Source organism: Citrobacter sp. wls829, assembly GCF_005280825.1.
GTDB classification, from domain to species: domain Bacteria; phylum Pseudomonadota; class Gammaproteobacteria; order Enterobacterales; family Enterobacteriaceae; genus Citrobacter; species Citrobacter gillenii.
Map to the genome: position 1 here is coordinate 1 of NZ_SZWP01000106.1, position 22899 is coordinate 22899.

The window sequence follows — 22899 nt, forward strand, 5'->3', positions numbered from 1 at the left end:
AAATCTATTCGTTCGCAGAACACGGTCTGCTTTGAGGTATTACATGAAAATTATCAGTAAACGCAGGGCAATGACGATATACCGCCAGCATCCTGAGTCCCGAATCTTTCGCTACTGCACCGGCAAATACCAGTGGCACGGTAGCGTCTGTCATTACACCGGCAGGGACGTTCCGGATATCGCCGGAGTCCTCGCGGTATACGCCGAACGCCGCCAGGACCGCAATGGGCCCTATACCTGCCTGATGAGCATCACCCTGAACTGACAATAGTGGAGAACTGTAATGAGCAACCCTACCAGGGGCCTGCAGCGGGAGATTACACTGCGCCTGGGAGCCCGTCTGGTGCAGGAAGGCAACCGACTGCATTATCTGGCTGACCGGGCCAGCATCACCGGCAAGTTCAGTGACATCGAATGCCGGAAGCTGGATGAAACATTCCCGCACTTTATCCGCCAGATGGAATCGATGCTGACCACCGGTGAACTCAGCCCCCACCATGCCCACTGCGTTACCCTGTACCACAACGATTTAACCTGCGAAGCCGACACCCTTGGCAGTTGCGGCTACGTATACATCGCCATTTACCCCACTCAGCGTTAATTACCTACACGAGAGCAAACATGAAAACTTTACCTGCAACAACTCAGCGGGCGGTGAAGCCCTGCCTGTCACCCGTGGCTGTCTGGCAAATGTTACTGACACGTCTGCTGGAACAGCACTATGGTCTGACAATAAACGACACGCCATTCTGCAATGAGGCTGTGATTAAGGAACACATCGATGCCGGTATCACCCTAGCCGATGCCGTGAATTTTCTGGTGGAAAAATACGAACTGGTGCGTATCGACAGGAAGGGATTTAACTGGCAGGAACAATCCCCTTATCTCCGGGCTGTAGACATTCTGCGAGCACGGCAGGCAACTGGCTTGTTGCGGCAAAGCCGTAAAAATTCGGTACGGTGAATATTACAGGCAGTGCTACTGGCTTTCATCACTATCCGGGGATGCTGGCAGCGAGATGAAGAGGGCAGGGTAGCAATTCCTTACCTGACCCATTACCTGACCCAAATTGCATCCAAAGAAAAAGGAGTTAGACGATTTCTCATCTAACTCCTTGTTTTATCTGGTGGCCCCTGTTGGGTTTGAACCAACGACCAAGCGATTATGAGTCGCCTGCTCTAACCACTGAGCTAAGGGGCCGTGGCGGTGGATTATAAAGTAACTCTGCGTTGCAATCCAGCCATAAGCGTACGGATGCTGTTTTTATAAACAATGTGTTTTCAGTCCGTTATACTGGTTGCCTGATGTATTGTGCGGAGTGATTATGGTTAAGGACATACTGGCGCCGGGGCTGCGGGTGGTTTTTTGCGGCATCAATCCGGGGCTCTCTTCGGCGGGTACAGGTTTTCCCTTTGCGCATCCTGCCAACCGCTTTTGGAAGGTCATCCATCAGGCGGGATTTACCGATCGCCTGCTAAAGCCAGAAGAGGCACAACACCTGCTGGATTTTCGCTGTGGCGTCACCAAATTTGTCGACAGGCCGACGGTGCAGGCCAATGAAGTGAAGCTCGAGGAGATGCGTAGCGGTGGTCGTCAGCTCGTTGAGAAGATTGAAGACTATCAGCCAGCGGCGCTCGCTATTTTGGGAAAACAGGCATTTGAGCAAGGCTTTAGCCAGCGTGGTGCACAGTGGGGGAAACAGACGCTGACGATTGGCGCGACGCAGATCTGGGTGTTGCCGAACCCGAGTGGGTTAAGCCGGATTACGCTGGATAAGTTAGTGGCGGCGTATCGGGAATTAGATGACGCGCTGGTTATGCGTGGGATGTAAAAAAAACGCCACCTTGCGGTGGCGTTGATGTTTATACGGCGAGATTAATCGTCGAGGAAGCTACGCAGCACTTCAGAACGGCTCGGGTGACGCAGTTTACGCAGCGCCTTCGCTTCGATCTGACGGATACGTTCGCGGGTAACGTCGAACTGTTTCCCGACTTCTTCCAGCGTGTGGTCGGTGTTCATATCGATACCGAAACGCATACGCAGAACTTTCGCTTCACGCGCTGTCAGGCCAGCCAGAACGTCGTGCGTTGCGGCACGCAGGCTCTCGGTAGTGGCAGAGTCCAGCGGCAGCTCGAGGGTGGTATCCTCGATGAAATCACCCAGATGCGAATCTTCATCGTCGCCGATCGGCGTTTCCATGGAGATAGGCTCTTTGGCAATCTTCAGCACTTTACGGATCTTGTCTTCCGGCATCAGCATGCGTTCAGCCAGCTCTTCCGGCGTTGGCTCGCGGCCCATCTCTTGCAGCATCTGGCGGGAGATACGGTTGAGCTTGTTAATGGTCTCAATCATATGCACCGGAATACGAATGGTACGCGCCTGATCTGCGATAGAGCGGGTGATCGCCTGACGGATCCACCAGGTTGCATAGGTGGAGAACTTATAACCACGACGGTATTCAAACTTATCTACCGCTTTCATCAGACCGATGTTGCCTTCCTGAATCAGATCGAGGAATTGCAGACCACGGTTGGTGTATTTCTTAGCGATAGAGATAACCAGACGCAAGTTCGCTTCAACCATCTCTTTTTTCGCACGGCGGGCTTTCGCTTCACCGATGGACATACGACGGTTGATGTCTTTAACCTGCTCGATGGTCAGGCCGGTTTCTTCTTCAATTTGACGCAGTTTCTGCAGGCCGCGGTGGACATCATCTGCCACGTCGTGCAGTTTTTCAGACCACGGTTTGTTCATCGCGATAGCCGCGTTGAACCAGGTTTCGCTGGTTTCGTTGCCGGTGAACAGGGTGATGAAGTTTTTCTTCGGCATTTTGCACTGCTCAACGCAGAGCTTCATGATCAGACGTTCCTGAGTACGCACGCGGTCCATCATGACGCGCATGCTGTTTACCAGGTAGTCGAACTGCTTCGGCACCAGGCGGAACTGTTTGAACACTTCAGACAGCTTCTGAATTTCTTCCTGCGCGGCAGCATGGCTGCGGCCTTTCGCTTTGATAGTGTCGCGGGTGATTTCGTACTGAGTACGCAGTTCACCGAATTTCTCGCGCGCTAATTCAGGGTCGATGCTGTTGTCGTCATCGCTGCTGTCGTCGTCTTCTTCTTCATCTTCGTCTTCGTCGTCATCCATCTCTTCCTGAGAGAGTTCAGACCCGACGTGCGTCGCCGTTGGTGCCATGTCTTCTTCCGCGTTCGGATCGACAAAGCCGGTGATCAGGTCGGAAAGACGCGCTTCTTCAGCTTCTACGCGATCGTACTGCTCGAGCAGATAGGTGATGGCTTCCGGGTATTCTGCAACGGAGCATTGAACCTGGTTAATCCCGTCTTCGATACGTTTAGCGATGTCAATTTCGCCTTCACGGGTTAACAGTTCAACGGTACCCATTTCACGCATGTACATGCGCACCGGGTCAGTTGTACGACCGATTTCGGACTCAACGCTGGACAGAACCTGGGCAGCCGCTTCTTCCGCGTCTTCATCGGTGCTGTTGGAGGTTTCAGCAAGCAGCAGATCATCGGCATCCGGTGCTTCTTCCATCACCTGAATACCCATGTCATTGATCATTTGGATGATGTCTTCGATTTGATCTGAATCGACGATATCTTCCGGCAGATGGTCATTGACCTCGGCATAGGTCAGATAGCCTTGCTCCTTACCACGTTGGACAAGTAGCTTCAGCTGTGACTGCGGGTTTTGCTCCATAAGACGGTATCCACACTTAATTCGTTTGATTGGTGTTGGGCGGTAAAACCGCCAACGGCAAAACGAGGGCATACTTATATTTTGCCGCTGCCTCTCCGTGCGGCTGTCGGGGGCTTCCCGATCGATATTCGGCAGTTAAGCCGTTAAATACTTCATCTTTCACGTTGTCTCTGCGTTAGCTGCGTTCTCTCTTCCTGGTCATGTACTTATGTACACTCCCAGGCGTTCGTTCACTTGCTGCCTTGATACAACGCGAATGATTTTGTCTTTGTTTTGTCTTTCTCTTATTTCTTGGCCAGTTCCTGGTTCAGCGTCCAGAGTTCCCGGCGTTCTTCGTTGCTTAAACCATGTGTGCGCTCACGAGCTATCAACTCTTCCTGGCGCAGTTCAAGCATCGAATCAAACATATGGTTGAGTGAGTCGGTGAAGGTTTTTTCCGCGATATCTTTATCTGCTATATCGTCCCACATCGACAGTTTTTCAAGGGTGGCCGCATCAATTGTGCCACGATAGTGTTCTAACAGTTGTCCGGTGGTCAGACCTGGCTGGGCCAGACAAGTGTTGACCAGTTCTCTGAATAAGCCAAGGCCGGGCAACTTATTTTGATCCAGAGCGCCTAACGGCGGCACCAGCGGGGCTAAATCTGGGTTCTGTACCAGTAACCCTATAAGTATACGCATGGTCGTACGTTTTAGCTGTGGAACAGGGCGGGAAGCTCCATTTTCTGCCAGTTTTGGCATTAAACGTTCAAGCTGGCTGTCATCCAGAATGCCGAGCTTGTTTCCCAACTCCTGCCGCAGATAAATGCGCAACGTTTCGCCCGGGACTTGAGTGATCAGCGGCAAGGCCAGCGTACTGAGCTGTGCTCGTCCGTCCGGGGTACTCAAATCTACCTGTGGTAACAGGCTGTTAAACAGAAACGCGGAGAGCGGTAAGGCCTGCTCCATCCGGGCTTCAAAGGCTTCTTTCCCTTCTTTACGCACCAGCGTATCGGGATCTTCACCGTCAGGTAAAAACATAAAGCGCAGCTGGCGTCCGTCCGTCATATACGGCAGTGCAGTTTCCAGCGCGCGCCATGCGGCATCGCGTCCGGCCCGGTCACCGTCGTAACAACAAATCACTTGGTTCGTCGCACGGAACAACAGCTGGATGTGATCGGCAGTGGTTGACGTCCCGAGGGAGGCCACGGCGTAGTTAATGCCGTATTGGGCCAACGCCACCACATCCATATAGCCTTCAACCACTAACAGGCGCTGCGGATCGGCGTTATCCTGCTGGGCTTCATAAAGGCCATACAGCTGGCGACCTTTATGGAAAATATCGGTTTCCGGGGAGTTCAGGTACTTCGGCAGGGCATCGCCCAGCACGCGTCCACCAAAACCAATGACCCGACCGCGTTTGTCGCGGATAGGGAACATCACTCGCTCACGGAAGCGATCGTAACTGCGTCCCTGATCGTTGGTCACCAACATACCCGCGTCAATCAATGCCTGGCGATTCTCAGGATTGCCGCCAAACCGTTTCAGGACGTTGTCCCAACCGGGGGGGGCAAAACCAATAGCAAAACGATCGATCACGTCGCTACTGAGTCCTCGCTTTTCCAGGTACTGGCGCGCAGGGGTAGCGGCGGGTTGTATCAGAGACTGTTGATAAAAAGTGTTCAGGCCGTCCATCAATTGATAGAGGCTTTGCCGTTGATGGCGCTCTATCTGACTGGGGCCGTTGCCTGCTTCATAAGGCACTTCAAGGTTGTGCATTGCGGCCAGTTCTTCGACGGTTTCCACAAACTCGAGCTTGTCGTAGTTCATGAGAAAGTCGACGGCGTTGCCGTGCGCGCCACACCCAAAGCAGTGATAAAACTGTTTTTCACCGTTTACGGTGAAAGAGGGGGTTTTCTCGTTATGGAACGGACAACACGCATGATAATTTTTGCCCTGCTTTTTCAGCTTAACTCGTGCATCGATGAGATCGACGATGTCGGTTCTTGCCAGCAGGTCATTAATGAATACACGTGGGATTCGTCCAGCCATATGCCCCGTTATTACACTTCATCCTTCAAACTGTCTCTGCGTTGGCTGCGCTCGCTCACCCCTGTCACTTACTTAAGTAAGCTCCGGGGATTCACTCACTTGCCGTCTTGATACAGTGTGAATGATTTTGTGTAGTTACTGATGTATAAACGAAAATAAGCCGCGCATTCCTTCCGGAAGCACGGCCTTACAACTACAACTCAGTCTGAATTGAGAGCCTTAGCTCCCAATAGATTAGTACAGACGAGTGCGGCGTGCGTTTTCGCGAGCCAGTTTCTTCGCGTGACGTTTCACAGCAGAAGCTTTAGCGCGCTTACGTTCGGTAGTCGGTTTTTCATAGAACTCACGACGACGAACTTCCGCCAGAACACCTGCTTTCTCGCAGGAACGCTTGAAGCGACGCAGTGCTACGTCGAACGGCTCGTTTTCACGTACTTTAATTACCGGCATGTAACTCTCACCTTTATAAATTCGGTTTGCCGCTGGCATCTACGCCAGCTTATTTCAAAATGGTGCGGAATTTTACTGCAATTGCTGCTGCTTTGTAAAGCACCGACGCGATTTTGAAAGGGACTTTTATAAGGGTGAGGAGTATACACGAGGGTTCTTCCTTGGGCGAACAAAGTTTTACATCAACCCGCATTCGACCTACACTGCGCGGTATTAGAGCGAGGTAAAACAAGTCATGCGTGTACTGGGAATTGAAACATCCTGCGATGAAACCGGCATCGCCATTTACGACGATGAAAAAGGTCTTTTAGCCAACCAATTGTATAGTCAGGTGAAATTGCACGCTGACTACGGTGGAGTAGTGCCTGAATTGGCTTCGCGCGATCACGTGCGTAAAACCGTACCGTTGATTCAGGCGGCGCTGATTGAAGCAGGGTTAACGGCAAAAGATATTGATGCGGTGGCCTATACCGCAGGACCGGGTCTGGTCGGTGCGCTGCTGGTGGGGGCGACCGTAGGGCGTTCTCTGGCGTTCGCCTGGAATGTTCCGGCCATTCCTGTACACCATATGGAAGGCCATTTGCTGGCACCGATGCTGGAAGATAATCCGCCGGAATATCCTTTTGTAGCGCTGCTGGTTTCTGGCGGACACACGCAGCTGATTAGCGTCACCGGTATTGGACAGTATGAGTTGCTGGGCGAATCGATTGACGATGCGGCCGGTGAAGCGTTCGATAAAACGGCCAAACTGCTGGGGCTGGATTATCCAGGTGGACCGATGCTGTCTAAGCTGGCGTCTCAGGGCGTGGAAAAGCGTTTTGTCTTCCCGCGCCCGATGACCGATCGTCCGGGGCTGGATTTCAGCTTCTCAGGCCTGAAAACGTTCGCCGCGAATACCATTCGTAATAACGAAAACGACGATCAGACCCGTGCGGATATCGCCCGTGCATTTGAAGATGCGGTGGTCGATACGCTGATGATCAAGTGCAAACGCGCGCTGGATCAAACCGGTTTTAAGCGTCTGGTGATGGCGGGGGGCGTGAGCGCTAACCGTACCCTGCGGGCTGCGCTTGCGGAAATGATGCAAAAACGCCGTGGCGAAGTGTTCTATGCGCGCCCGGAATTTTGTACCGATAACGGGGCGATGATCGCCTATGCGGGCATGGTGCGTTTTAAATCCGGAGCAACGGCAGACCTTGGTGTCACCGTGCGTCCACGCTGGCCGTTGGCAGAGTTACCGGCGGCGTAAGCGCACCGGGAGCGGACTGGTGAGATGCGTAGGGAAAAGGGGCGACGCTACGCCGCCCCGGCGGGATTTACAGTAGAACCAGAGGCATCCACAGCAGGCCGGTTATCACCAACAGGACGAGGAATATCAGGCCGAAGATGGCGCCCAGTCGCCAGTAATCGGCCGTCGGCAAGTAGCCGCTGCCGTAGTAGATCGGGCTTGGTCCGGTAGCGTACGGGGTCAAAATACTGCCCAGACCAATGGCGGCACCGACCATCAGGCAGAATACCGGCAGCGGGATGTCCGGCATCGCCAACGCGGCTGCAATCATCATTGGCGCGAGGGCAGAGGTATAGGCCGTGGCGCTGGCAAAGAAATAACGCAACAGATAGAACACCACGATCAACGCCACCATTACCATTATCGGCGAGTAGCCGCTGAGTCCGTTTGCCAGCAGTTTGCCGAACCAGGAGATAAAGCCAGTATTGTTCAGCCCGGTGGCAAGGGTAATCAGCGAAGCCAGCCAGAAAAAGACGTTCCATGCCGCTTTATTACTGACAATGTCATCCCAGCAAATGATGCGCAGTACCAGCATCAACGCCACCACGCTGTAGCCGACCATTGCGGCATCAATATAGTCACCGCCAAAGATCCACAGCACCAGCGCTCCCACCATCAATACCAGCATCTTTTTCTCACGCGCGCACAGTGGCCCCATCGCCTTCAGCTCGGTTTCCGCCCAGCGCGGGACCTGATCGCCAGATTTCTGCACCGGTGGGTACAGCACGTAGGCCAGCCAGGGCACGATCAACACCAGTAAAATGCTCAGCGGCAGCATGCCTAAGAACCAGTCACCCCAGCTTAACGCTGTATGGGAAGCACCTTTCATCAGGCCAATTAGCAGCAGATTTGGTGCCATCGCCGTTAAAAAAATAGCGCTGGTGACGCAGTCGGCGACGATCCCCATCCACATAATGTAAGAGCCAATGGAGCGGGCGCTGGGATCGTTGGGTTGAGAGTGGTACAGCGGCGGCAGGTTACGAATGATCGGGTAGATAATGCCTGCGCCGCGTGCGGAATTAGACGGTGTCACGGGGGCAAGGATCAGTTCGGAGAACATCACCGCATAGCCGAGAAACAGCGTGCGATGCCCCATCTTCTTTACCAGCATCAGCGCGATACGCCGACCCAGACCCGTTTTCTCGTAACCGGTGCCGAACATAAAGGCGGCGAAAATCAGCCAGATAACCGAGTTAGAAAAACCCGATACCGCCCATGACAACGATTTGGCGGTAAATTTAAATCCGTCCTGGGCGAGTTGCTCAGGGCTGAACAACAGCCACGGCGACAGCACGGCAATGATAGAAATACCAATCATCGCCACTACCGCACCGGGAACAGGTTCCAGAATAAGCCCGACGATGACCCCGGTAAAGACGGCAAAATAGAGCCAGGTGTGGCTTTCAAGACCGCCAGGAACGGGCAAAACAGCAATAATGGCGATGACCACCAGCGGAGCCAGGTATCGCCACCAACCAGCTAAAGGTGCCATTGTTGTATCCCTGCGAAAGGGGGAGAGGTATGCGCCTCTCCGAGAGGGTTATTTGATGTAGTGCACGTGCTCGCAGATTTCTTCGACGATCGGGTCGCGACGTTCAGCGAACAGCTTTTTGTTTTCGGCGATCAGGTTGTTGCCATGGGTATCGATGGAAACAATCAGCGGGCCAAACTCTTTAACCCGGCACACCCACAGGGATTCCGGCATGCCCAATTCCGTCCAGTGCACTTCTTCAATTTCTTCAACCTGCGTGGCGGCAACAACCGCGCAGCCAGCCGGGAAGATCACGTGCAGTGCTTTGAATTGCTTACACCCTTCTTCGGTCAACGGTCCCATGCCGCCTTTGCCGACCACCAGTTTGACGCCGGTTTGCTCGATGAACTCTTTCTCAAAGGCTTCCATACGCATGCTGGTGGTTGGGCCGACGGAGACCATCTCCCATTTTTCCCCGTTCTTACGCACGATCGGGCCAGCGTGAAAAATGGCTTTACCGTTCAGATCGTACGGGATCGGGCGCTTGAGTTCGATCAAGCGGCGGTGACACACGTCGCGACAGGTCACCAGCGTACCGGTCAGGTAAATGACATCGCCGACGCGAATGTCTGCCAGATCTTCGGCTTTGATCGGGGTTGTCAGGATCTTTTTCATAACGCGCTCCGGGTGTGAGACAAATTTTCGAAGGAGAGATCGGCATGAACCCGCAGCGTGCCGCGACGGTGCGCCCAGCAGCCGGTAGAAACGGCCACGCCGATAGTCGACGGGTGGCGTGCGGCAGATTCGATATGTACGCCCATCACGGAGCTGTTACCCGTTAGCCCCTGTGGGCCAATACCCAGACGGTTAAGTCCTTCCTCGAGACGCAGTTCCAGCTCGGCAGCTTTGGGATTGGGATGGCGTGAGCCAATCGGGCGCAGTACGGCTTTGCGTGACAGCACGGCGGCGGTTTCAACGGAGGTCGCAATACCTACGCCGACCAGCACCGGTGGGCAGGCGTTTACTGCTAGCGTGGAGATATTCTCAAAAACAAACTTCACGACACCTTCATAGCCTTCGGAAGGCATTAACACTTTGGAGCGCCCCGGCAGCGTACAGCCGCCGCCCGCCATATAGACTTCAATTTCTGCGTCGTCAGCGTCGGGGATGATGTCCCAGGTGACCCATGGCACGCCGGTACCGGTATTTTTGCCGGTGTTTACCTCGTCAAAAATCTCTACCGCATTGTGGCGTAGCGGCGCTTTCACGGTGGCGTCTTCAACGGCCTGCTTAAGGATGCTTTGCAGTTCGCCCAGCAGTGGAAAGCGGGAACCGACCTTCACAAAGAACATGATTTCACCGGTGTCCTGACACGCTGGGCGATTCAGGTCGATCGCCTTCTGCATGTTGTCAAACATGGTGTGGTAGATAATTTTACCCATCGGCGAGGTTTCGCCTTCGCGTAGCTGTTTTAATTTATCTACGACATCGTCGGGCATACGGGTAGAAATCATGGCGGTAAAATCAGCGACAATGTTAGTCAGCGTATTTATCGCATGTTGGTTATTTTGATGGCTCATCATGTCAACTCCAGTTCTTTTATTTATCTGGAAATAAATTCTCCCGGACAAACTACCACTAAAAATGTGGTTTTATATTTTTTAGCGCTGTGAATAACCAATTAACAGTTCGTGAATGATGCCCGCTTAAGATAATAAAAATTGCGCAAAGGCAGGGTTTATTATGTCCAGGGGAATTACACTGCGATTCACACCCTCACGGATATCCTGAACATGCTGAACACCTATCCCCTGGCGAAAGACCTGCAGGTGCTGGTTGAAATTGTGCATAGCGGCAGCTTTAGCGCGGCGGCAGCGACCCTTGGGCAGACGCCAGCGTTTGTGACAAAACGCATTCAGATTCTGGAGTCTACGCTAGGGGCCACGCTGCTTAACCGCTCCGCACGCGGCGTGGCGTTAACGGAAAGCGGTCAGCGGTGCTATGAACATGCGCAGGAGATCCTCGCCCGCTATCAGCATCTGGTGGATGACGTCACGCAAATCAAAACGCGTCCGGAAGGGATGATCCGTATTGGTTGTAGCTTTGGGTTTGGGCGCAGTTATATCGCCCCAGCGATTACCGAATTGATGCATAGCTATCCTGAATTACAGGTGCATTTTGAACTGTACGATCGGCAAATTGATTTAGCGCAGGATAATATCGATCTGGATATTCGTATTAATGATGAAATTCCCGATTATTATATTGCACATTTGTTAACGAAAAATAAAAGAATATTGTGTGCTGCACCGACATATTTACGAGAATACGGGGATCCAAAGACGTTACAGGAATTAAGCCGCCATGATTGCCTGGTTACCAAAGAGCGCGATATGACGCACGGGGTTTGGGAACTTGATAATGGGCATGAGAAAAAATCGGTCAAGGTAGCGGGGCATCTTTCTTCTAACAGCGGCGAGATTGTGTTGCAGTGGGCGTTACAGGGAAAAGGGATCATGCTGCGTTCTGAGTGGGACGTACAGCCGTTTCTGCTCAGCGGTGAACTGGTTCGCGTGCTGCCAGAATATGCGCAGAGCGCCAATATCTGGGCGGTGTATCAGGAGCCATTGTATCGCAGCGTAAAGCTACGGGTGTGCGTAGAGTTTCTGGCAACGTGGTGCCAGCAGCGGTTGGGTAAGCCGGTTGACGGGTATCAGATCCTGTAAGCCGGATAAGACACCGTCGCATCATCATCCGGCAGCACCGTCACTCGGGATCTTTTTCGCGCTTTTTCTTCAGCTTGGTCCAGATCTTCGGCTCCTGTCGACGCCACAGACGTTGGATGTTGTCATGATGGCGCAGCAGAATTAAGCACGACAGCATGGATACCGGGAAGGTGAACTGGGGTTTGAACCACCAGACATAGAATGGGGCTATCAGGGCGCTGACGATGGCCCCTAATGAGGAATAACCGCTCAGCAAGATGGTCAGCAACCAGGTGCCCGCCATGACGCCAGTTAAATCCCAGCCAATCGGCGCAATGGCGCCAAAGGCGGTGGCGACGCCTTTCCCACCTTTAAAACCGAAGAACACCGGCCAGATGTGTCCCAGGCAGGCGGCGATAGCAATCAAGCCCAACCAGAAAGGACTAACGCCTAGCGCGTATGCACCCCACACGGGTAACATACCCTTCAGGACGTCAAAAATCAGCACGGCGACGGCGGCTCCTTTGCCACCAATTCGCAATACGTTTGTCGCGCCCGGATTTCCAGAACCGCTATCACGTGGGTCCGGCAATCCAGCGAGGCGGCATACCAGAATAGCACTGGAAATTGAGCCGCAGAGGTACGCGAAGATAATCATTCCAGGCGCGATTGCACTCATAAGCTGTTCCGTTTTGAAAATGTCGTGTAAAACACTACTTCCGTGGATAATACGCATATTTCGCCGGAAGTGGTATCCGGGTTAGCCAAAAAGCAGGCAGGTCGTGATGGATATTGTATTTATAGAGCAACTTTCGGTAATCACCACTATTGGTGTTTATGACTGGGAACAGACTATCGAACAAAAACTGGTGTTCGATATCGAAATGGCATGGGATAACCGCAAATCAGCGAAAAGCGACGATGTTGCCGATTGCCTGAGCTATGCTGATATCGCACAAACGGTGGTCAGCCATGTGGAAGGCGGACGTTTTGCGCTGGTTGAACGCGTGGCTGAAGAGGTGGCAGACCTCCTGCTTAGCCGTTTTAATTCCCCATGGGTACGCATCAAGCTCAGCAAGCCGGGGGCGGTGGCGAGAGCGGCAAACGTCGGCGTTATCATTGAGCGTGGCAATAATCTGAAAGAAAGTAATTAAATTAATAATATCTAAACCTAACAGGTATAAAAGAGTCCTAACGTTGGCTCTTTTTTGCCGTGGTTTTCTATCTAGGGGTTAATTGATGAGTGATATGCACTCGCTGCTGGTGGCGGCAATTTTGGGTGTGGTCGAGGGATTGACGGAGTTTTTGCCTGTATCCAGCACCGGCCATATGATTATTGTTGGCCATCTGCTGGGGTTTGAAGGCGCTACCGCAAAGACATTTGAAGTGGTTATTCAACTGGGTTCCATTTTGGCTGTTGTGGTGATGTTCTGGCGCCGCTTGTTTGGCCTGATTGGCATTCACTTTGGTAAAGCCCCGCACGAAGGAACCGGCAAGGGACGACTAACGCTGGGGCATATCCTGTTAGGGATGATCCCGGCCGTGGTACTGGGACTGATTTTCCACGATACCATCAAATCATTGTTTAACCCGATCAACGTGATGTATGCGCTGGTGGTGGGGGGCGTGCTGCTGATAGCCGCAGAATGCCTGAAGCCGAAAGAGCCGCGCGCGCCGGGTCTGGATGATATGACTTATCGCCAGGCGTTTATGATTGGCTGCTTCCAGTGCCTGGCGCTGTGGCCGGGATTTTCCCGTTCCGGAGCGACCATTTCAGGCGGTATGCTGATGGGCGTGAGCCGCTATGCTGCATCGGAATTCTCATTCCTGCTGGCGGTACCAATGATGATGGGTGCCACGGCGTTAGATCTCTACAAAAGCTGGTCGTTCCTGAGCGCGTCAGACATTCCAATGTTTGCTGTGGGCTTCGTGACGGCATTTGTCGTGGCGCTGGTGGCGATCAAAACCTTCCTGCAGCTGATTAAACGTATCTCGTTTATTCCATTTGCGATTTATCGTTTTGTGGTCGCCGCCGCTGTTTACGTGGTGTTCTTCTAACTTTTGTGTGCCCGGTGGCGCTTATGCTTACCGGGCCTACGGAACGAGATGTTGACCCCGTAGGCCGGATAAGCGCAGCGCATCCGGCAACATACTGCCTACGCTTTTGGGCAACGCTGTTCCTTCCAACTGGCCACCGCCGCAATGCGACGTCGTGTCAGCTCCTCGCGAATGTCCGGCCCTTTGAATCCTGCCTCAACGACCTCTTTCGTCGGCACAGTCTGTGCGACTTGCCAGGCCTCCCGCAGCAGCCTACCTTGCGGGTAATCTGCTGCTTCAAAACCGGTGCGACCCCGGACGTCGGCCTCACTGGTCAGGGCAATTTGTTCCACACGCTGCGGTTTACGCCAGGCATCGATGGAATCAAACAACTTCACGATAGTTTTCGGCTGCAGGATCGGGAACGTATGAATGAGATCGTGGAATTCCGCCACCAGTTTGGCTAAATCGCGGATGTCATTGGGCACCCGCAGACGCTGACATAACTGCTCTACCAGTTTGACGCCCGCCGGGCCGTGACCATGATGACGTGGCCACAGCGCTTTTGGCGTCAGAGCCTTGCCAAGATCGTGGCACAGCGTGGCAAAACGTATATCTACGTTTGGGCTCAACATGGCCGCCATCGACAGCGTCATCAGCGTGTGAATACCGGTGTCGATTTCCGGATGCCATTGAGCCGGCGCCGGGACGCCAAACAGAGCGTCTATTTCCGGGAACAGAACGCGCAGTGCGCCGCAGTCGCGCAGGACCTGGAAAAAGACCTGTGGATTACGGGTAGTTAACGCATTTTCCGTTTCTTTCCAGACTCGTTCCGGCGTCAAATGTGCCAGTTCTCCGGCAGCGGTCATCTCGCGCATTAAGGCCAGGGTTTCATCGGCGATTCGGAAGCTGAGGTGTGCATAACGCGCGGCAAAGCGCGCCACGCGCAGTACGCGCAGCGGATCTTCGCTAAAAGCAGGGGAAACATGGCGCAGTAGACGATTTTCCAGATCGCGACGCCCGTGATACGGGTCGATAATCTCGCCGTCATCATCGCGGGCCAGCGCGTTGATCGTCAGGTCGCGGCGCTGGAGATCGGCTTCCAGCGTTACGTCTGCTGCGGCATAGCAGGTAAATCCGGTGTAACCTGAACCTGATTTTCGTTCGGTTCGCGCCAGCGCATATTCTTCGCGTGTTTGCGGATGGAGAAAAACAGGAAAATCGCGGCCTACCTGCTGGTAGCCCGCGTCGAGCATCTCTTGCGGCGTGGCGCCGACGACAACCCAATCTTTATCTTTAACCGGTAGCCCTAATAACGCATCCCGAACAGCTCCACCGACCAGATAAATCTTCACGCCACTTTCCTTTTGAAAAAAATCATCCCTTAATCATATGTCAGTGTGGCGGAGAAGGCGATTCAGTTCATCCAGCGATCTTTGCGTTTACGGGTTGGGATCATGTGTGGCAGAACCAGACCGAGCAACAGACCCAGTCCCAGTACGCCGCCGCCATACATAAACCACTGCATGATGATGGTGCGCTGCTTGTCATCAAGCTGCAAATTCGCGGCACTGACCTTTTTCTGCGCCACAATCAGCTCGTTTTTTAGCTTCTGGTTTTCTTCTTTCAACCCATTGATCACACTGTCGCTTTGCGCCACTTTTTGCTGCATATCGGCGGTACGCTGGTTCCAGGTGGTATCAATATTATTGAGCTTATCGGTCAGTGTTTTTACCTGGTTTTCCAGTTCCGGAACGCGGGTACGCAGGCTTGGCGTGCTGTTCAGCTCTTTCAGCGGGATCCAGGCCGTACGTCCGGTACTGTCTTTTACCTGGGCGTAGTTGGTGCTGGCATCGGTCTGTAACAGAATGACTTCCTCGCCGGCGTTAACCGTACCCACGAGGCGATAATTATCTCCCGGACCGCTGCGGACCCAGGTGTTCAGTTCATCAGAGACATAGCGCTTTTCCTCTGCATGGGTGACGGCAGTGGCGCTAAGTGCGAGTAAAGTTAATCCAATCAGGCGTAATTTTGGCATCAGGCTGTCGTTATTGTCATAGAAAGTGGAACGATAGTAGTGGCATCAGTGTCTCTACGCAAAGCATTCAACATCAATCGGAATCATCTGTGTCCTTTTTGCCACCACTCGAAACTTTTACGCCCGTCAAATTGCTCGTTGCATGGCAATTTGGCGCAAAATACTATCTACTGACAATCAAGAACGCACTTAGTTCGCAGTCTGTTTTCTCAACTGTGACATAACCCATAAGTACAAGATCATGACCCAGGAAATCGAATTAAAATTTATTGTCAATAATGATGCTGTTGATGCATTGCGCGAACGTCTGAATACGCTGGGGGGAGAGCATCATGCGCCCAGCCAGTTGCTGAATATCTACTATGAAACGCCGGATGGGTGGTTGCGTAGCCATGATATGGGGCTGCGTATTCGCGGTGAGAACGGTCGTTATGAAATGACCCTGAAAATTGCCGGACGGGTGACGGGGGGGTTGCATCAGCGACCAGAGTATAATGTTGCGTTGAGCGAGCCAGAACTGGATCTTGCGCTGCTTCCAGCCGAAGTCTGGCCAAATGGCGAACTGCCAGCCGATCTCGCCTCTCAGCTACAACCGCTGTTCAGCACTGATTTTAACCGTGAGAAATGGCTGCTTGAGGTTGACGGTAGCCAGATTGAACTCGCCCTCGATCTGGGTGAAGTGAAGGCCGGAGAGTTCGCTGAACCGCTCTGTGAGCTTGAACTGGAACTGGTCAGCGGCGATACCCGTGCGGTGTTGAAGTTGGCAAATCAGCTGGTTGCCGAGGAGGGTTTACGCCTGGGTAGCCTGAGTAAGGCGGCACGGGGTTATCATCTGGCGCAGGGGAATGCCCCACGCGAGCTGAAGCCGACGCGTATTCTGAAAGTCCCGGCCAAGGCCAGCATTGAGCAGGGGCTTGAAGCCGCGCTGGAACTGGCATTGTCGCAATGGCAGTACCATGAGGAGTTATGGGTTCGCGGCGTAAAAGGCGCCAAATCGGAAGTGTTGGCGGCGATGGGGCTGGTACGCCACATCCTGATGCTGTTTGGCGGGAATGTTCCACGTAAAGCGAGCGCTCACTTACGTGATTTGCTGACCCAGTCGGAAGCGATTATTGCCGCTGAAACTTCTGCGGTATCTGCGGCTTACAACCCGCAAACGGCAATGGCAAAACTGGCACTCACCGAGTGGTTGGTGACTAAAGGGTGGCAACCGTTCCTCGATGCGAAAGCGCAGGCCAAAATCGCCGACTCCTTCAAGCGTTTCTCTGATACCCATCTTTCACGTCATGCGGCTGAACTGAAAACGGTGTTTGGTCAGCCATTGGGCGATCAATATGCCGACCAAATCCCGCGCCTGACGCGAAACATTGACAGTATTCTGATGCTGGCAGGCTATTACGATGAGAAGGTGGCATCGGAATGGATTGCGACCTGGCAGGGTTTACGTCATGCCATCATGACGCGCCAACATATTGAAATTGAACATTATCGTAATGAAGCGATCTCTGAGGAGCCGTTCTGGCTGCACAGCGGTAAACGATAATCAGGACCGAGATCAGGATGCCTTTATCAGGCCTACGCGATGGGCGTAAATGTCTTGTAGGCCGGATAAGGTGAAACGCCACTATCCGGCATCATTTAAAGGATAACCCGTAAATGCAGCAGCTCTCTTCACCGTTACAACAGTACTGGCCGACCGTTGTTGATCGGCTGCCAGCAGCAATACCTGAAGCGTCACTCAGCCTGCAGGCGAAGTCAGTGCTCACATTCAGTGATTTTGTTCGCGACAGCGTTATCGCCCATCCCGAGTGGCTGGCAGAGCTGGAAAGCGAACCGCCGCTGGCGGATGAATGGCAGCACTATGGCGTCTGGTTGCAGCAAGCATTAGCTGACGTCGGTGATGAAGCGGCGCTGATGCGTGAGCTGCGCCTGTTTCGCCGTCGCATCATGGTGCGAATTGCCTGGGCGCAGACGCTGTCGCTGGTGACGGAAGAGAGCATTTTGCAGCAGTTAAGCCATCTGGCTGAAACGCTGATTATCGCTGCACGAGACTGGCTGTATGACGTCTGCTGTCGTGAGTGGGGAACGCCGTGCAACCCTGACGGTGTCCCGCAGCCGTTGCTGATTTTAGGGATGGGAAAACTGGGCGGCGGCGAGCTTAACTTTTCCTCCGACATCGACCTGATTTTTGCCTGGCCAGAACACGGATCGACGCAGGGCGGACGGCGTGAGCTGGATAACGCTCAGTTCTTTACGCGTATGGGCCAACGGCTGATTAAAGTGTTGGATCAGCCGACTATGGATGGATTTGTCTATCGGGTGGATATGCGTTTACGCCCGTTTGGTGACAGCGGTCCGCTGGTGCTGAGCTTCTCGGCGCTGGAGGATTATTACCAGGAGCAAGGGCGTGACTGGGAACGCTACGCGATGGTTAAGGCGCGTATTATGGGGGATGCTGACGGTACTTACGTCGCTGAACTGCGCGCCATGCTGCGGCCTTTTGTTTTTCGTCGTTATATCGATTTCAGCGTGATCCAGTCGCTGCGTAACATGAAAGGGATGATTGCCCGTGAAGTCCGCCGCCGTGGTCTGAAAGACAATATCAAGTTGGGGGCGGGCGGTATTCGTGAAATCGAATTTATCGTACAGGTCTTCCAACTGATTCGCGGCGGGCGTGAGCCATCGCTACAATCCCGCGCGCTGTTACCTACGCTCAGCGCCATCAACGCGCTGCATCTACTGTCTGATACCGATGCAGAGCATTTACGAAGTGCCTATCTCTTTTTACGTCGTCTGGAAAACCTGCTGCAGAGCATCAACGATGAACAGACCCAGACGCTGCCGGGCGATGAGCTAAATCGCGCGCGTCTGGCATGGGCCATGGGTGCGGATGACTGGTCGCAGTTGACGGCTGTCCTGAACGTTCACATGGGCAACGTGCGTCGGGTGTTCAATGAGTTAATCGGTGATGATGAAACCGAAACCCAGGAAGAGTCGTTGTCGGAACAGTGGCGCGAACTGTGGCAGGATGCTTTGCAGGAAGATGACACCACGCCAGTGCTGGCGCATCTTGCGGAAGACGATCAGCGCCGCGTGCTGACTCTGATCGCCGATTTCCGTAAAGAGCTGGATAAGCGCACCATCGGCCCACGTGGACGCCAGGTTCTGGATCATTTGATGCCGCACTTGCTGAGCGATGTTTGCTCCCGCGCTGATGCCTCGGTGCCGCTGTCGCGTATTACTCCGCTGCTGGTGGGCATTGTCACCCGTACGACCTATCTGGAGCTGTTGAGTGAATTCCCTGGCGCGCTGAAGCACCTGATTTCGCTGTGCGCCGCCTCGCCGATGGTCGCCAGCCAGTTGGCGCGCTATCCGCTGCTGCTGGACGAGTTGCTGGATCCGAACACCCTGTATCAGCCCACCGCAACCGATGCCTACCGTGATGAGCTACGTCAGTATCTGCTGCGTGTGCCGGAGGATGACGAAGAACAGCAACTGGAAGCGTTGCGTCAGTTCAAGCAAACTCAACTGCTGCGTATTGCGGCGGCCGATATCGCCGGGACGCTGCCAGTGATGAAGGTGAGCGACCACTTAACATGGCTGGCCGAAGCGATTATCGATGCCGTGGTTCAGCAGGCGTGGACGCAAATGGTCGCCCGCTACGGGCAACCAACGCACCTTGGCGATCGCGAGGGCCGCGGTTACGCCGTTGTCGGTTACGGCAAGCTGGGCGGTTGGGAGCTGGGCTACAGCTCCGATCTTGATTTGATCTTCCTGCACGATTGTCCGATGGCCGTGATGACTGACGGCGAGCGTGAAATTGACGGGCGGCAGTTCTATCTGCGTCTGTCACAGCGCATCATGCACCTTTTCAGTACCCGCACGTCTTCCGGCATTTTATATGAGGTGGATGCGCGGCTGCGCCCATCCGGTGCCGCAGGCATGCTGGTGACATCAACCGAGGCTTTCGCCGATTACCAGCGCAACGAAGCCTGGACATGGGAGCATCAGGCGCTGGTGCGTGCTCGGGTGGTGTATGGCGACCCGCAGCTGACCTCTCAGTTTGACGCGGTGCGTCGCGATATCATGACGCTCGCTCGTGACGGAAAAACGTTGCAGACCGACGTGCGTGAAATGCGCGAGAAAATGCGTGCTCATTTGGGTAATAAGCATCGCGATCGCTTTGATATCAAAGCAGATGAAGGCGGGATCACCGACATTGAGTTTATTACTCAATATCTGGTGCTGCGCTATGCCCATGAAAAACCGAAACTGACGCGCTGGTCAGATAACGTGCGCATTCTGGAATTACTGGCACAAAACGACATTATGGAAGAGCAAGAAGCCCTGGCGCTGACCCGCGCCTATACTACGCTGCGTGATGAACTTCATCATCTTGCTTTGCAGGAACTTCCGGGCCATGTGGCGCCGGAGTGCTTCAGCGCTGAGCGCGCGCTGGTGCGTGACAGCTGGCAGAAGTGGCTGGTTGCCGAGTGAAGTGTGCTATGATCGCGCGCAAATTTTAAGACCCTCAGAGAATCTCTCAGGAGACAGGAATGAAAGTAACGCTGCCAGAGTTTGAACGTGCAGGAGTCATGGTTGTCGGTGATGTGATGCTGGATCGCTACTGGTACGGGCCTACTAGCCGTATTTCACCAGAAGCCCCAGTTCCGGTAGTCAAAGTGGATACCATTGAAGAACGTCCCGGCGGCGCGGCAAACGTGGCGATGAACATTGCCTCTCTGGGCGCAAATTCCCGTCTGGTAGGGTTGACTGGTATTGATGATGCGGCACGTGCGCTGAGTAAAACGCTGGCGGACGTGAATGTGAAATGTGACTTCGTTTCGGTGCCAACGCACCCGACGATCACCAAACTGCGCGTACTCTCACGCAACCAGCAGCTGATCCGTCTGGACTTCGAGGAAGGTTTCGAAGGCGTAGATCCACAGCCGCTGCACGATCGTATTAACCAGGCGCTGGGTTCTATCGGTGCTCTGGTACTGTCTGACTACGCCAAAGGCGCGCTGGCCAGCGTGCAGCAGATGATTGCGCTGGCACGAAAGGCTGGCGTACCGGTGCTTATCGATCCGAAAGGCACTGATTTTGAACGCTATCGCGGTGCGACGCTGCTGACACCAAATCTTTCCGAGTTTGAAGCGGTTGCCGGTAAGTGCAAAAGCGAAGAAGAACTGGTTGAACGCGGCATGAAGGTGATTGCGGATTTCGATCTTTCCGCGCTGTTGATCACCCGTTCCGAGCAGGGCATGACGCTGCTACAGCCGGGCAAAGCACCGCTGCACATGCCGACCCAGGCGCAGGAAGTGTATGACGTGACCGGTGCTGGCGATACGGTTATTGGCGTGCTGGCGGCAACGCTGGCGGCGGGTAACTCACTGGAAGAAGCGTGTTATTTTGCTAACGCTGCGGCGGGCGTGGTAGTGGGTAAGCTGGGGACGTCCACCGTTTCGCCTATCGAACTGGAAAACGCCGTGCGCGGTCGTGCGGATACCGGTTTTGGTGTGATGACAGAAGCCGAGCTGAAACAAGCCGTGGCCAGCGCGCGCAAGCGCGGTGAGAAGGTGGTCATGACCAATGGCGTTTTCGACATCCTGCACGCGGGCCACGTCTCTTATCTGGCGAATGCGCGCAAGCTGGGCGATCGTCTGATCGTGGCGGTAAACAGCGACGCATCCACCAAACGTCTGAAAGGTGAAACGCGCCCGGTCAACCCTCTCGAGCAGCGTATGATCGTACTGGGTGCGCTGGAATCCGTCGACTGGGTGGTCTCTTTTGAAGAAGATACCCCACAGCGACTGATCGCAGGTGTTCTGCCGGATCTGCTGGTAAAAGGTGGTGACTACAAGCCGGAACAAATTGCGGGTAGCGAAGAGGTATGGGCGAACGGCGGTGAAGTGCTGGTGCTGAACTTCGAAGACGGCTGCTCAACGACCAATATCATCAAAAAGATCCAGAAAGACAGCGATAAGTCATAGTCTGGTCGATTGCCGGATAGCGGTATAAACACCTTATCCGGCATTTCTGTCTCTTATGCTTCAGTTTTCTCCACAGGCTGTGGACTGTTTTTCAGCGGCTCAGCCAGGGCGTGAAGCGAACCGCCGGACAAACCAATCTCATTTAACAGCGAATCAATCAGCGGAGCCTGAAGTTCTGCAGGTTCCTTACATCCGAAAAAAGACATCTCCCCCTCTCAGATTTCGTAGGAAAGTGTGAAGCATAGCTCTCAATTTGCGCACATTATGTACAGAACAACTTTCTGTATAGGGAAATACTGAAATCAGAAAAAGCATATGGCCTTAACAGATATTCAATAACTGGAGGGTATGCTCATGAACAGCAATATGTATTCACTGAACAATTTCGATTTCCTGGCCCGGAGTTTTGCCAGGATGCAGGCTGAGGGGCACCCTGTTGATATCCAGGCCGTAACCGGCAACATGGATGAGGAGCACCGCAGTTGGTTTTGCAAACGCTACGCGCTGTATTGCCAGCAGGCAACTGAGGCGAAAAAATTAGAGCTGGAACACTAACAGATAAACGGGCCTTGCGGCCCGTTGTCGTTTTTACGCTTGCGGATCGACGGGCGGGATAGCAGGTGCAGGCTTCACTTCAGTCGGTTTCTCGCGCGCTTCCAGCTCGGTCAGGCGTTGCTCAAGCAGCGCGAGCTTTTCGCGGGTGCGCAGCAAAACCTGGGTTTGTACATCAAACTCTTCGCGGCTTACCAGATCCAGGCGCGTCAGCTGTGACTGCAGCGTTTGGCGAATCTTTTTCTCGACGTCTTCCCCAAACTCGCGGATCCCTTTCGGCATCGACTCGTGGACCTGACGAGCAATCTGCTCAATTTTTTTCGGGTCAATCATGGTGGTTTCCCTGAACTGGTACGTGTTGCTGCCTATTGTAGTGCGAACTGGCAGCGGCATAAACCAGAATTGTGTGAAGTGAAGTCAAGCAAAGGCGTTGATGAAGGTAATCAATAGCGTTATAGTTAACTCGCTTATTCTCAGGGCGGGGCGAAATTCCCCACCGGCGGTAAATCAACTGATGTTGAAAGCCCGCGAGCGCTTTTCGTTAACGCGAAAAGGTCAGCAGATCCGGTGTAATTCCGGGGCCGACGGTTAGAGTCCGGATGGGAGAGAGTAACG

Annotated in this window: 22 protein-coding genes, 1 tRNA gene, 1 pseudogene and 1 riboswitch; of the genes and pseudogenes, 12 read left to right on the forward strand and 12 right to left on the reverse strand. The window is 53.7% G+C overall.

The genetic code is table 11. The features are described 5' to 3' along the window. Nucleotides 1–43: 43 nt before the first annotated feature. From FDW88_RS21415 to ykfI, 3 genes are read left to right on the forward strand one after another with little or no spacing between them, the layout of a single operon-like run. The gene (locus FDW88_RS21415) at nucleotides 44–265 is read left to right on the forward strand and encodes a DUF987 domain-containing protein (protein ID WP_000691994.1); all 222 of its coding nucleotides are present in this window, start codon (nucleotides 44–46) and stop codon (nucleotides 263–265) included. 18 nt (nucleotides 266–283) lie between these two features. Continuing rightward, nucleotides 284–601, forward strand: coding sequence for a type IV toxin-antitoxin system antitoxin YafW (gene yafW / locus FDW88_RS21420; RefSeq protein WP_000070396.1), 318 nt, complete (start codon nucleotides 284–286; stop codon nucleotides 599–601). A 20-nt stretch (nucleotides 602–621) separates the two neighbouring features. Next, entirely contained in the window at nucleotides 622–963 is a 342-nt protein-coding gene (ykfI, locus tag FDW88_RS21425) for a type IV toxin-antitoxin system toxin YkfI (protein ID WP_137363328.1), read from the forward strand. 161 nt (nucleotides 964–1124) lie between these two features. On the opposite strand, the gene FDW88_RS21430 is transcribed toward ykfI, so the two are convergent. Continuing rightward, nucleotides 1125–1200 (reverse strand) — tRNA-Ile (locus FDW88_RS21430). Nucleotides 1201–1324: 124 nt separating this feature from the next. On the opposite strand from FDW88_RS21430, the gene mug reads away from it, so the two are divergent. Next, a complete protein-coding gene (gene mug / locus FDW88_RS21435; protein ID WP_115257458.1) occupies nucleotides 1325–1831 on the forward strand; it encodes a G/U mismatch-specific DNA glycosylase in 507 nt (168 codons plus the stop codon). 44 nt (nucleotides 1832–1875) lie between these two features. Here the strand turns inward: mug and rpoD are convergent, their stop codons facing one another. From rpoD to rpsU, 3 genes are all read right to left on the reverse strand, one after another. Continuing rightward, nucleotides 1876–3720, reverse strand: coding sequence for an RNA polymerase sigma factor RpoD (rpoD, locus tag FDW88_RS21440; RefSeq protein ID WP_096755616.1), 1845 nt, complete (start codon nucleotides 3718–3720; stop codon nucleotides 1876–1878). A gap of 284 nt (nucleotides 3721–4004) precedes the next feature. Further along, the gene (dnaG, locus tag FDW88_RS21445) at nucleotides 4005–5750 is read right to left on the reverse strand and encodes a DNA primase (RefSeq protein WP_137363329.1); all 1746 of its coding nucleotides are present in this window, start codon (nucleotides 5748–5750) and stop codon (nucleotides 4005–4007) included. Between the two features lie 234 nt (nucleotides 5751–5984). Beyond that, nucleotides 5985–6200, reverse strand: a complete 216-nt coding sequence (rpsU, locus tag FDW88_RS21450) for a 30S ribosomal protein S21 (protein WP_001144069.1) — start codon at nucleotides 6198–6200, stop codon at nucleotides 5985–5987. Nucleotides 6201–6435: 235 nt separating this feature from the next. Here rpsU and tsaD point away from each other — a divergent pair, with 235 nt between their 5' ends. Beyond that, complete coding sequence (gene tsaD, locus FDW88_RS21455) at nucleotides 6436–7449, forward strand: tRNA (adenosine(37)-N6)-threonylcarbamoyltransferase complex transferase subunit TsaD (protein ID WP_096755618.1); 1014 nt, start codon at nucleotides 6436–6438, stop codon at nucleotides 7447–7449. A 67-nt stretch (nucleotides 7450–7516) separates the two neighbouring features. On the opposite strand, the gene FDW88_RS21460 is transcribed toward tsaD, so the two are convergent. The 3 genes from FDW88_RS21460 to ttdA are packed head-to-tail and all read right to left on the reverse strand — an operon-like array spanning nucleotide 7517 to nucleotide 10542. After that, nucleotides 7517–8980 (reverse strand): anion permease, encoded by a 1464-nt coding sequence (locus tag FDW88_RS21460; RefSeq protein WP_115257460.1) that lies wholly within the window; start codon nucleotides 8978–8980, stop codon nucleotides 7517–7519. A gap of 48 nt (nucleotides 8981–9028) precedes the next feature. Continuing rightward, a complete protein-coding gene (ttdB, locus tag FDW88_RS21465; RefSeq protein ID WP_115454410.1) occupies nucleotides 9029–9634 on the reverse strand; it encodes a L(+)-tartrate dehydratase subunit beta in 606 nt (201 codons plus the stop codon). Next, nucleotides 9631–10542 (reverse strand): L(+)-tartrate dehydratase subunit alpha, encoded by a 912-nt coding sequence (gene ttdA / locus FDW88_RS21470; protein ID WP_096755621.1) that lies wholly within the window; start codon nucleotides 10540–10542, stop codon nucleotides 9631–9633. Before ttdA ends, ttdB begins: the two co-directional genes overlap by 4 nt. Before the next feature lie 210 nt (nucleotides 10543–10752). Between ttdA and FDW88_RS21475 the strand changes: the two genes are divergently transcribed. Next, nucleotides 10753–11685 (forward strand): LysR family transcriptional regulator, encoded by a 933-nt coding sequence (locus FDW88_RS21475; protein ID WP_135911392.1) that lies wholly within the window; start codon nucleotides 10753–10755, stop codon nucleotides 11683–11685. A gap of 40 nt (nucleotides 11686–11725) precedes the next feature. Here the strand turns inward: FDW88_RS21475 and plsY are convergent, their stop codons facing one another. Further along, nucleotides 11726–12343 carry a glycerol-3-phosphate 1-O-acyltransferase PlsY gene (gene plsY, locus FDW88_RS21480; protein ID WP_096759329.1) on the reverse strand — a complete coding sequence of 206 codons (618 nt, stop codon included), beginning with the start codon at nucleotides 12341–12343 and terminating at the stop codon, nucleotides 11726–11728. 106 nt (nucleotides 12344–12449) lie between these two features. Here plsY and folB point away from each other — a divergent pair, with 106 nt between their 5' ends. Then, nucleotides 12450–12818, forward strand: a complete 369-nt coding sequence (folB, locus tag FDW88_RS21485; protein WP_096755623.1) for a bifunctional dihydroneopterin aldolase/7,8-dihydroneopterin epimerase — start codon at nucleotides 12450–12452, stop codon at nucleotides 12816–12818. Nucleotides 12819–12903: 85 nt separating this feature from the next. Continuing rightward, nucleotides 12904–13722 carry an undecaprenyl-diphosphate phosphatase gene (gene bacA, locus FDW88_RS21490; RefSeq protein ID WP_096755624.1) on the forward strand — a complete coding sequence of 273 codons (819 nt, stop codon included), beginning with the start codon at nucleotides 12904–12906 and terminating at the stop codon, nucleotides 13720–13722. Between the two features lie 98 nt (nucleotides 13723–13820). Here the strand turns inward: bacA and FDW88_RS21495 are convergent, their stop codons facing one another. After that, on the reverse strand, nucleotides 13821–15056 hold the full coding sequence (locus tag FDW88_RS21495) for a multifunctional CCA addition/repair protein (protein WP_096755625.1): 1236 nt from the start codon (nucleotides 15054–15056) through the stop codon (nucleotides 13821–13823). 62 nt (nucleotides 15057–15118) lie between these two features. Then, a complete protein-coding gene (locus tag FDW88_RS21500; RefSeq protein ID WP_137363330.1) occupies nucleotides 15119–15739 on the reverse strand; it encodes a TIGR04211 family SH3 domain-containing protein in 621 nt (206 codons plus the stop codon). A 241-nt stretch (nucleotides 15740–15980) separates the two neighbouring features. On the opposite strand from FDW88_RS21500, the gene FDW88_RS21505 reads away from it, so the two are divergent. From FDW88_RS21505 to hldE, 3 genes are all read left to right on the forward strand, one after another. After that, nucleotides 15981–17282: an inorganic triphosphatase gene (locus tag FDW88_RS21505; protein WP_137363331.1), complete on the forward strand. Its 1302-nt coding sequence runs from the start codon at nucleotides 15981–15983 to the stop codon at nucleotides 17280–17282. A 113-nt stretch (nucleotides 17283–17395) separates the two neighbouring features. Further along, a complete protein-coding gene (gene glnE / locus FDW88_RS21510; protein WP_137363332.1) occupies nucleotides 17396–20236 on the forward strand; it encodes a bifunctional [glutamate--ammonia ligase]-adenylyl-L-tyrosine phosphorylase/[glutamate--ammonia-ligase] adenylyltransferase in 2841 nt (946 codons plus the stop codon). 59 nt (nucleotides 20237–20295) lie between these two features. Next, a complete protein-coding gene (gene hldE, locus FDW88_RS21515; RefSeq protein WP_115257466.1) occupies nucleotides 20296–21732 on the forward strand; it encodes a bifunctional D-glycero-beta-D-manno-heptose-7-phosphate kinase/D-glycero-beta-D-manno-heptose 1-phosphate adenylyltransferase HldE in 1437 nt (478 codons plus the stop codon). A 53-nt stretch (nucleotides 21733–21785) separates the two neighbouring features. Here hldE and FDW88_RS22520 read toward each other — a convergent pair. Continuing rightward, nucleotides 21786–21902 (reverse strand): annotated as a pseudogene (locus FDW88_RS22520) (hypothetical protein); the annotation flags it as partial. A gap of 178 nt (nucleotides 21903–22080) precedes the next feature. Between FDW88_RS22520 and glgS the strand changes: the two are divergent. Next, a complete protein-coding gene (glgS, locus tag FDW88_RS21520) occupies nucleotides 22081–22287 on the forward strand; it encodes a cell surface composition regulator GlgS (protein WP_096755633.1) in 207 nt (68 codons plus the stop codon). Nucleotides 22288–22320: 33 nt separating this feature from the next. Here the strand turns inward: glgS and ubiK are convergent, their stop codons facing one another. After that, nucleotides 22321–22617 carry a ubiquinone biosynthesis accessory factor UbiK gene (gene ubiK / locus FDW88_RS21525; protein WP_137363333.1) on the reverse strand — a complete coding sequence of 99 codons (297 nt, stop codon included), beginning with the start codon at nucleotides 22615–22617 and terminating at the stop codon, nucleotides 22321–22323. Nucleotides 22618–22749: 132 nt separating this feature from the next. After that, nucleotides 22750–22899, forward strand: a riboswitch (FMN riboswitch).

Coding starts and splice junctions, on each gene's coding strand:
- glgS (WP_096755633.1), top strand. CDS start 22,081: ATGCTCATGAACAGCAATATGTATTCACTGAACAATTTCGATTTCCTG.
- tsaD (WP_096755618.1), top strand. CDS start 6,436: ATGCGTGTACTGGGAATTGAAACATCCTGCGATGAAACCGGCATCGCC.
- glnE (WP_137363332.1), top strand. CDS start 17,396: ATGCAGCAGCTCTCTTCACCGTTACAACAGTACTGGCCGACCGTTGTT.
- bacA (WP_096755624.1), top strand. CDS start 12,904: ATGAGTGATATGCACTCGCTGCTGGTGGCGGCAATTTTGGGTGTGGTC.
- FDW88_RS21505 (WP_137363331.1), top strand. CDS start 15,981: ATGACCCAGGAAATCGAATTAAAATTTATTGTCAATAATGATGCTGTT.
- dnaG (WP_137363329.1), bottom strand. CDS start 5,750: ATGGCTGGACGAATCCCACGTGTATTCATTAATGACCTGCTGGCAAGA.
- rpsU (WP_001144069.1), bottom strand. CDS start 6,200: ATGCCGGTAATTAAAGTACGTGAAAACGAGCCGTTCGACGTAGCACTG.
- rpoD (WP_096755616.1), bottom strand. CDS start 3,720: ATGGAGCAAAACCCGCAGTCACAGCTGAAGCTACTTGTCCAACGTGGT.
- hldE (WP_115257466.1), top strand. CDS start 20,296: ATGAAAGTAACGCTGCCAGAGTTTGAACGTGCAGGAGTCATGGTTGTC.
- FDW88_RS21415 (WP_000691994.1), top strand. CDS start 44: ATGAAAATTATCAGTAAACGCAGGGCAATGACGATATACCGCCAGCAT.
- mug (WP_115257458.1), top strand. CDS start 1,325: ATGGTTAAGGACATACTGGCGCCGGGGCTGCGGGTGGTTTTTTGCGGC.
- FDW88_RS21475 (WP_135911392.1), top strand. CDS start 10,753: ATGCTGAACACCTATCCCCTGGCGAAAGACCTGCAGGTGCTGGTTGAA.
- ttdB (WP_115454410.1), bottom strand. CDS start 9,634: ATGAAAAAGATCCTGACAACCCCGATCAAAGCCGAAGATCTGGCAGAC.
- ykfI (WP_137363328.1), top strand. CDS start 622: ATGAAAACTTTACCTGCAACAACTCAGCGGGCGGTGAAGCCCTGCCTG.
- FDW88_RS21460 (WP_115257460.1), bottom strand. CDS start 8,980: ATGGCACCTTTAGCTGGTTGGTGGCGATACCTGGCTCCGCTGGTGGTC.
- ubiK (WP_137363333.1), bottom strand. CDS start 22,617: ATGATTGACCCGAAAAAAATTGAGCAGATTGCTCGTCAGGTCCACGAG.
- plsY (WP_096759329.1), bottom strand. CDS start 12,343: ATGAGTGCAATCGCGCCTGGAATGATTATCTTCGCGTACCTCTGCGGC.
- folB (WP_096755623.1), top strand. CDS start 12,450: ATGGATATTGTATTTATAGAGCAACTTTCGGTAATCACCACTATTGGT.
- ttdA (WP_096755621.1), bottom strand. CDS start 10,542: ATGATGAGCCATCAAAATAACCAACATGCGATAAATACGCTGACTAAC.
- FDW88_RS21500 (WP_137363330.1), bottom strand. CDS start 15,739: ATGCCAAAATTACGCCTGATTGGATTAACTTTACTCGCACTTAGCGCC.
- yafW (WP_000070396.1), top strand. CDS start 284: ATGAGCAACCCTACCAGGGGCCTGCAGCGGGAGATTACACTGCGCCTG.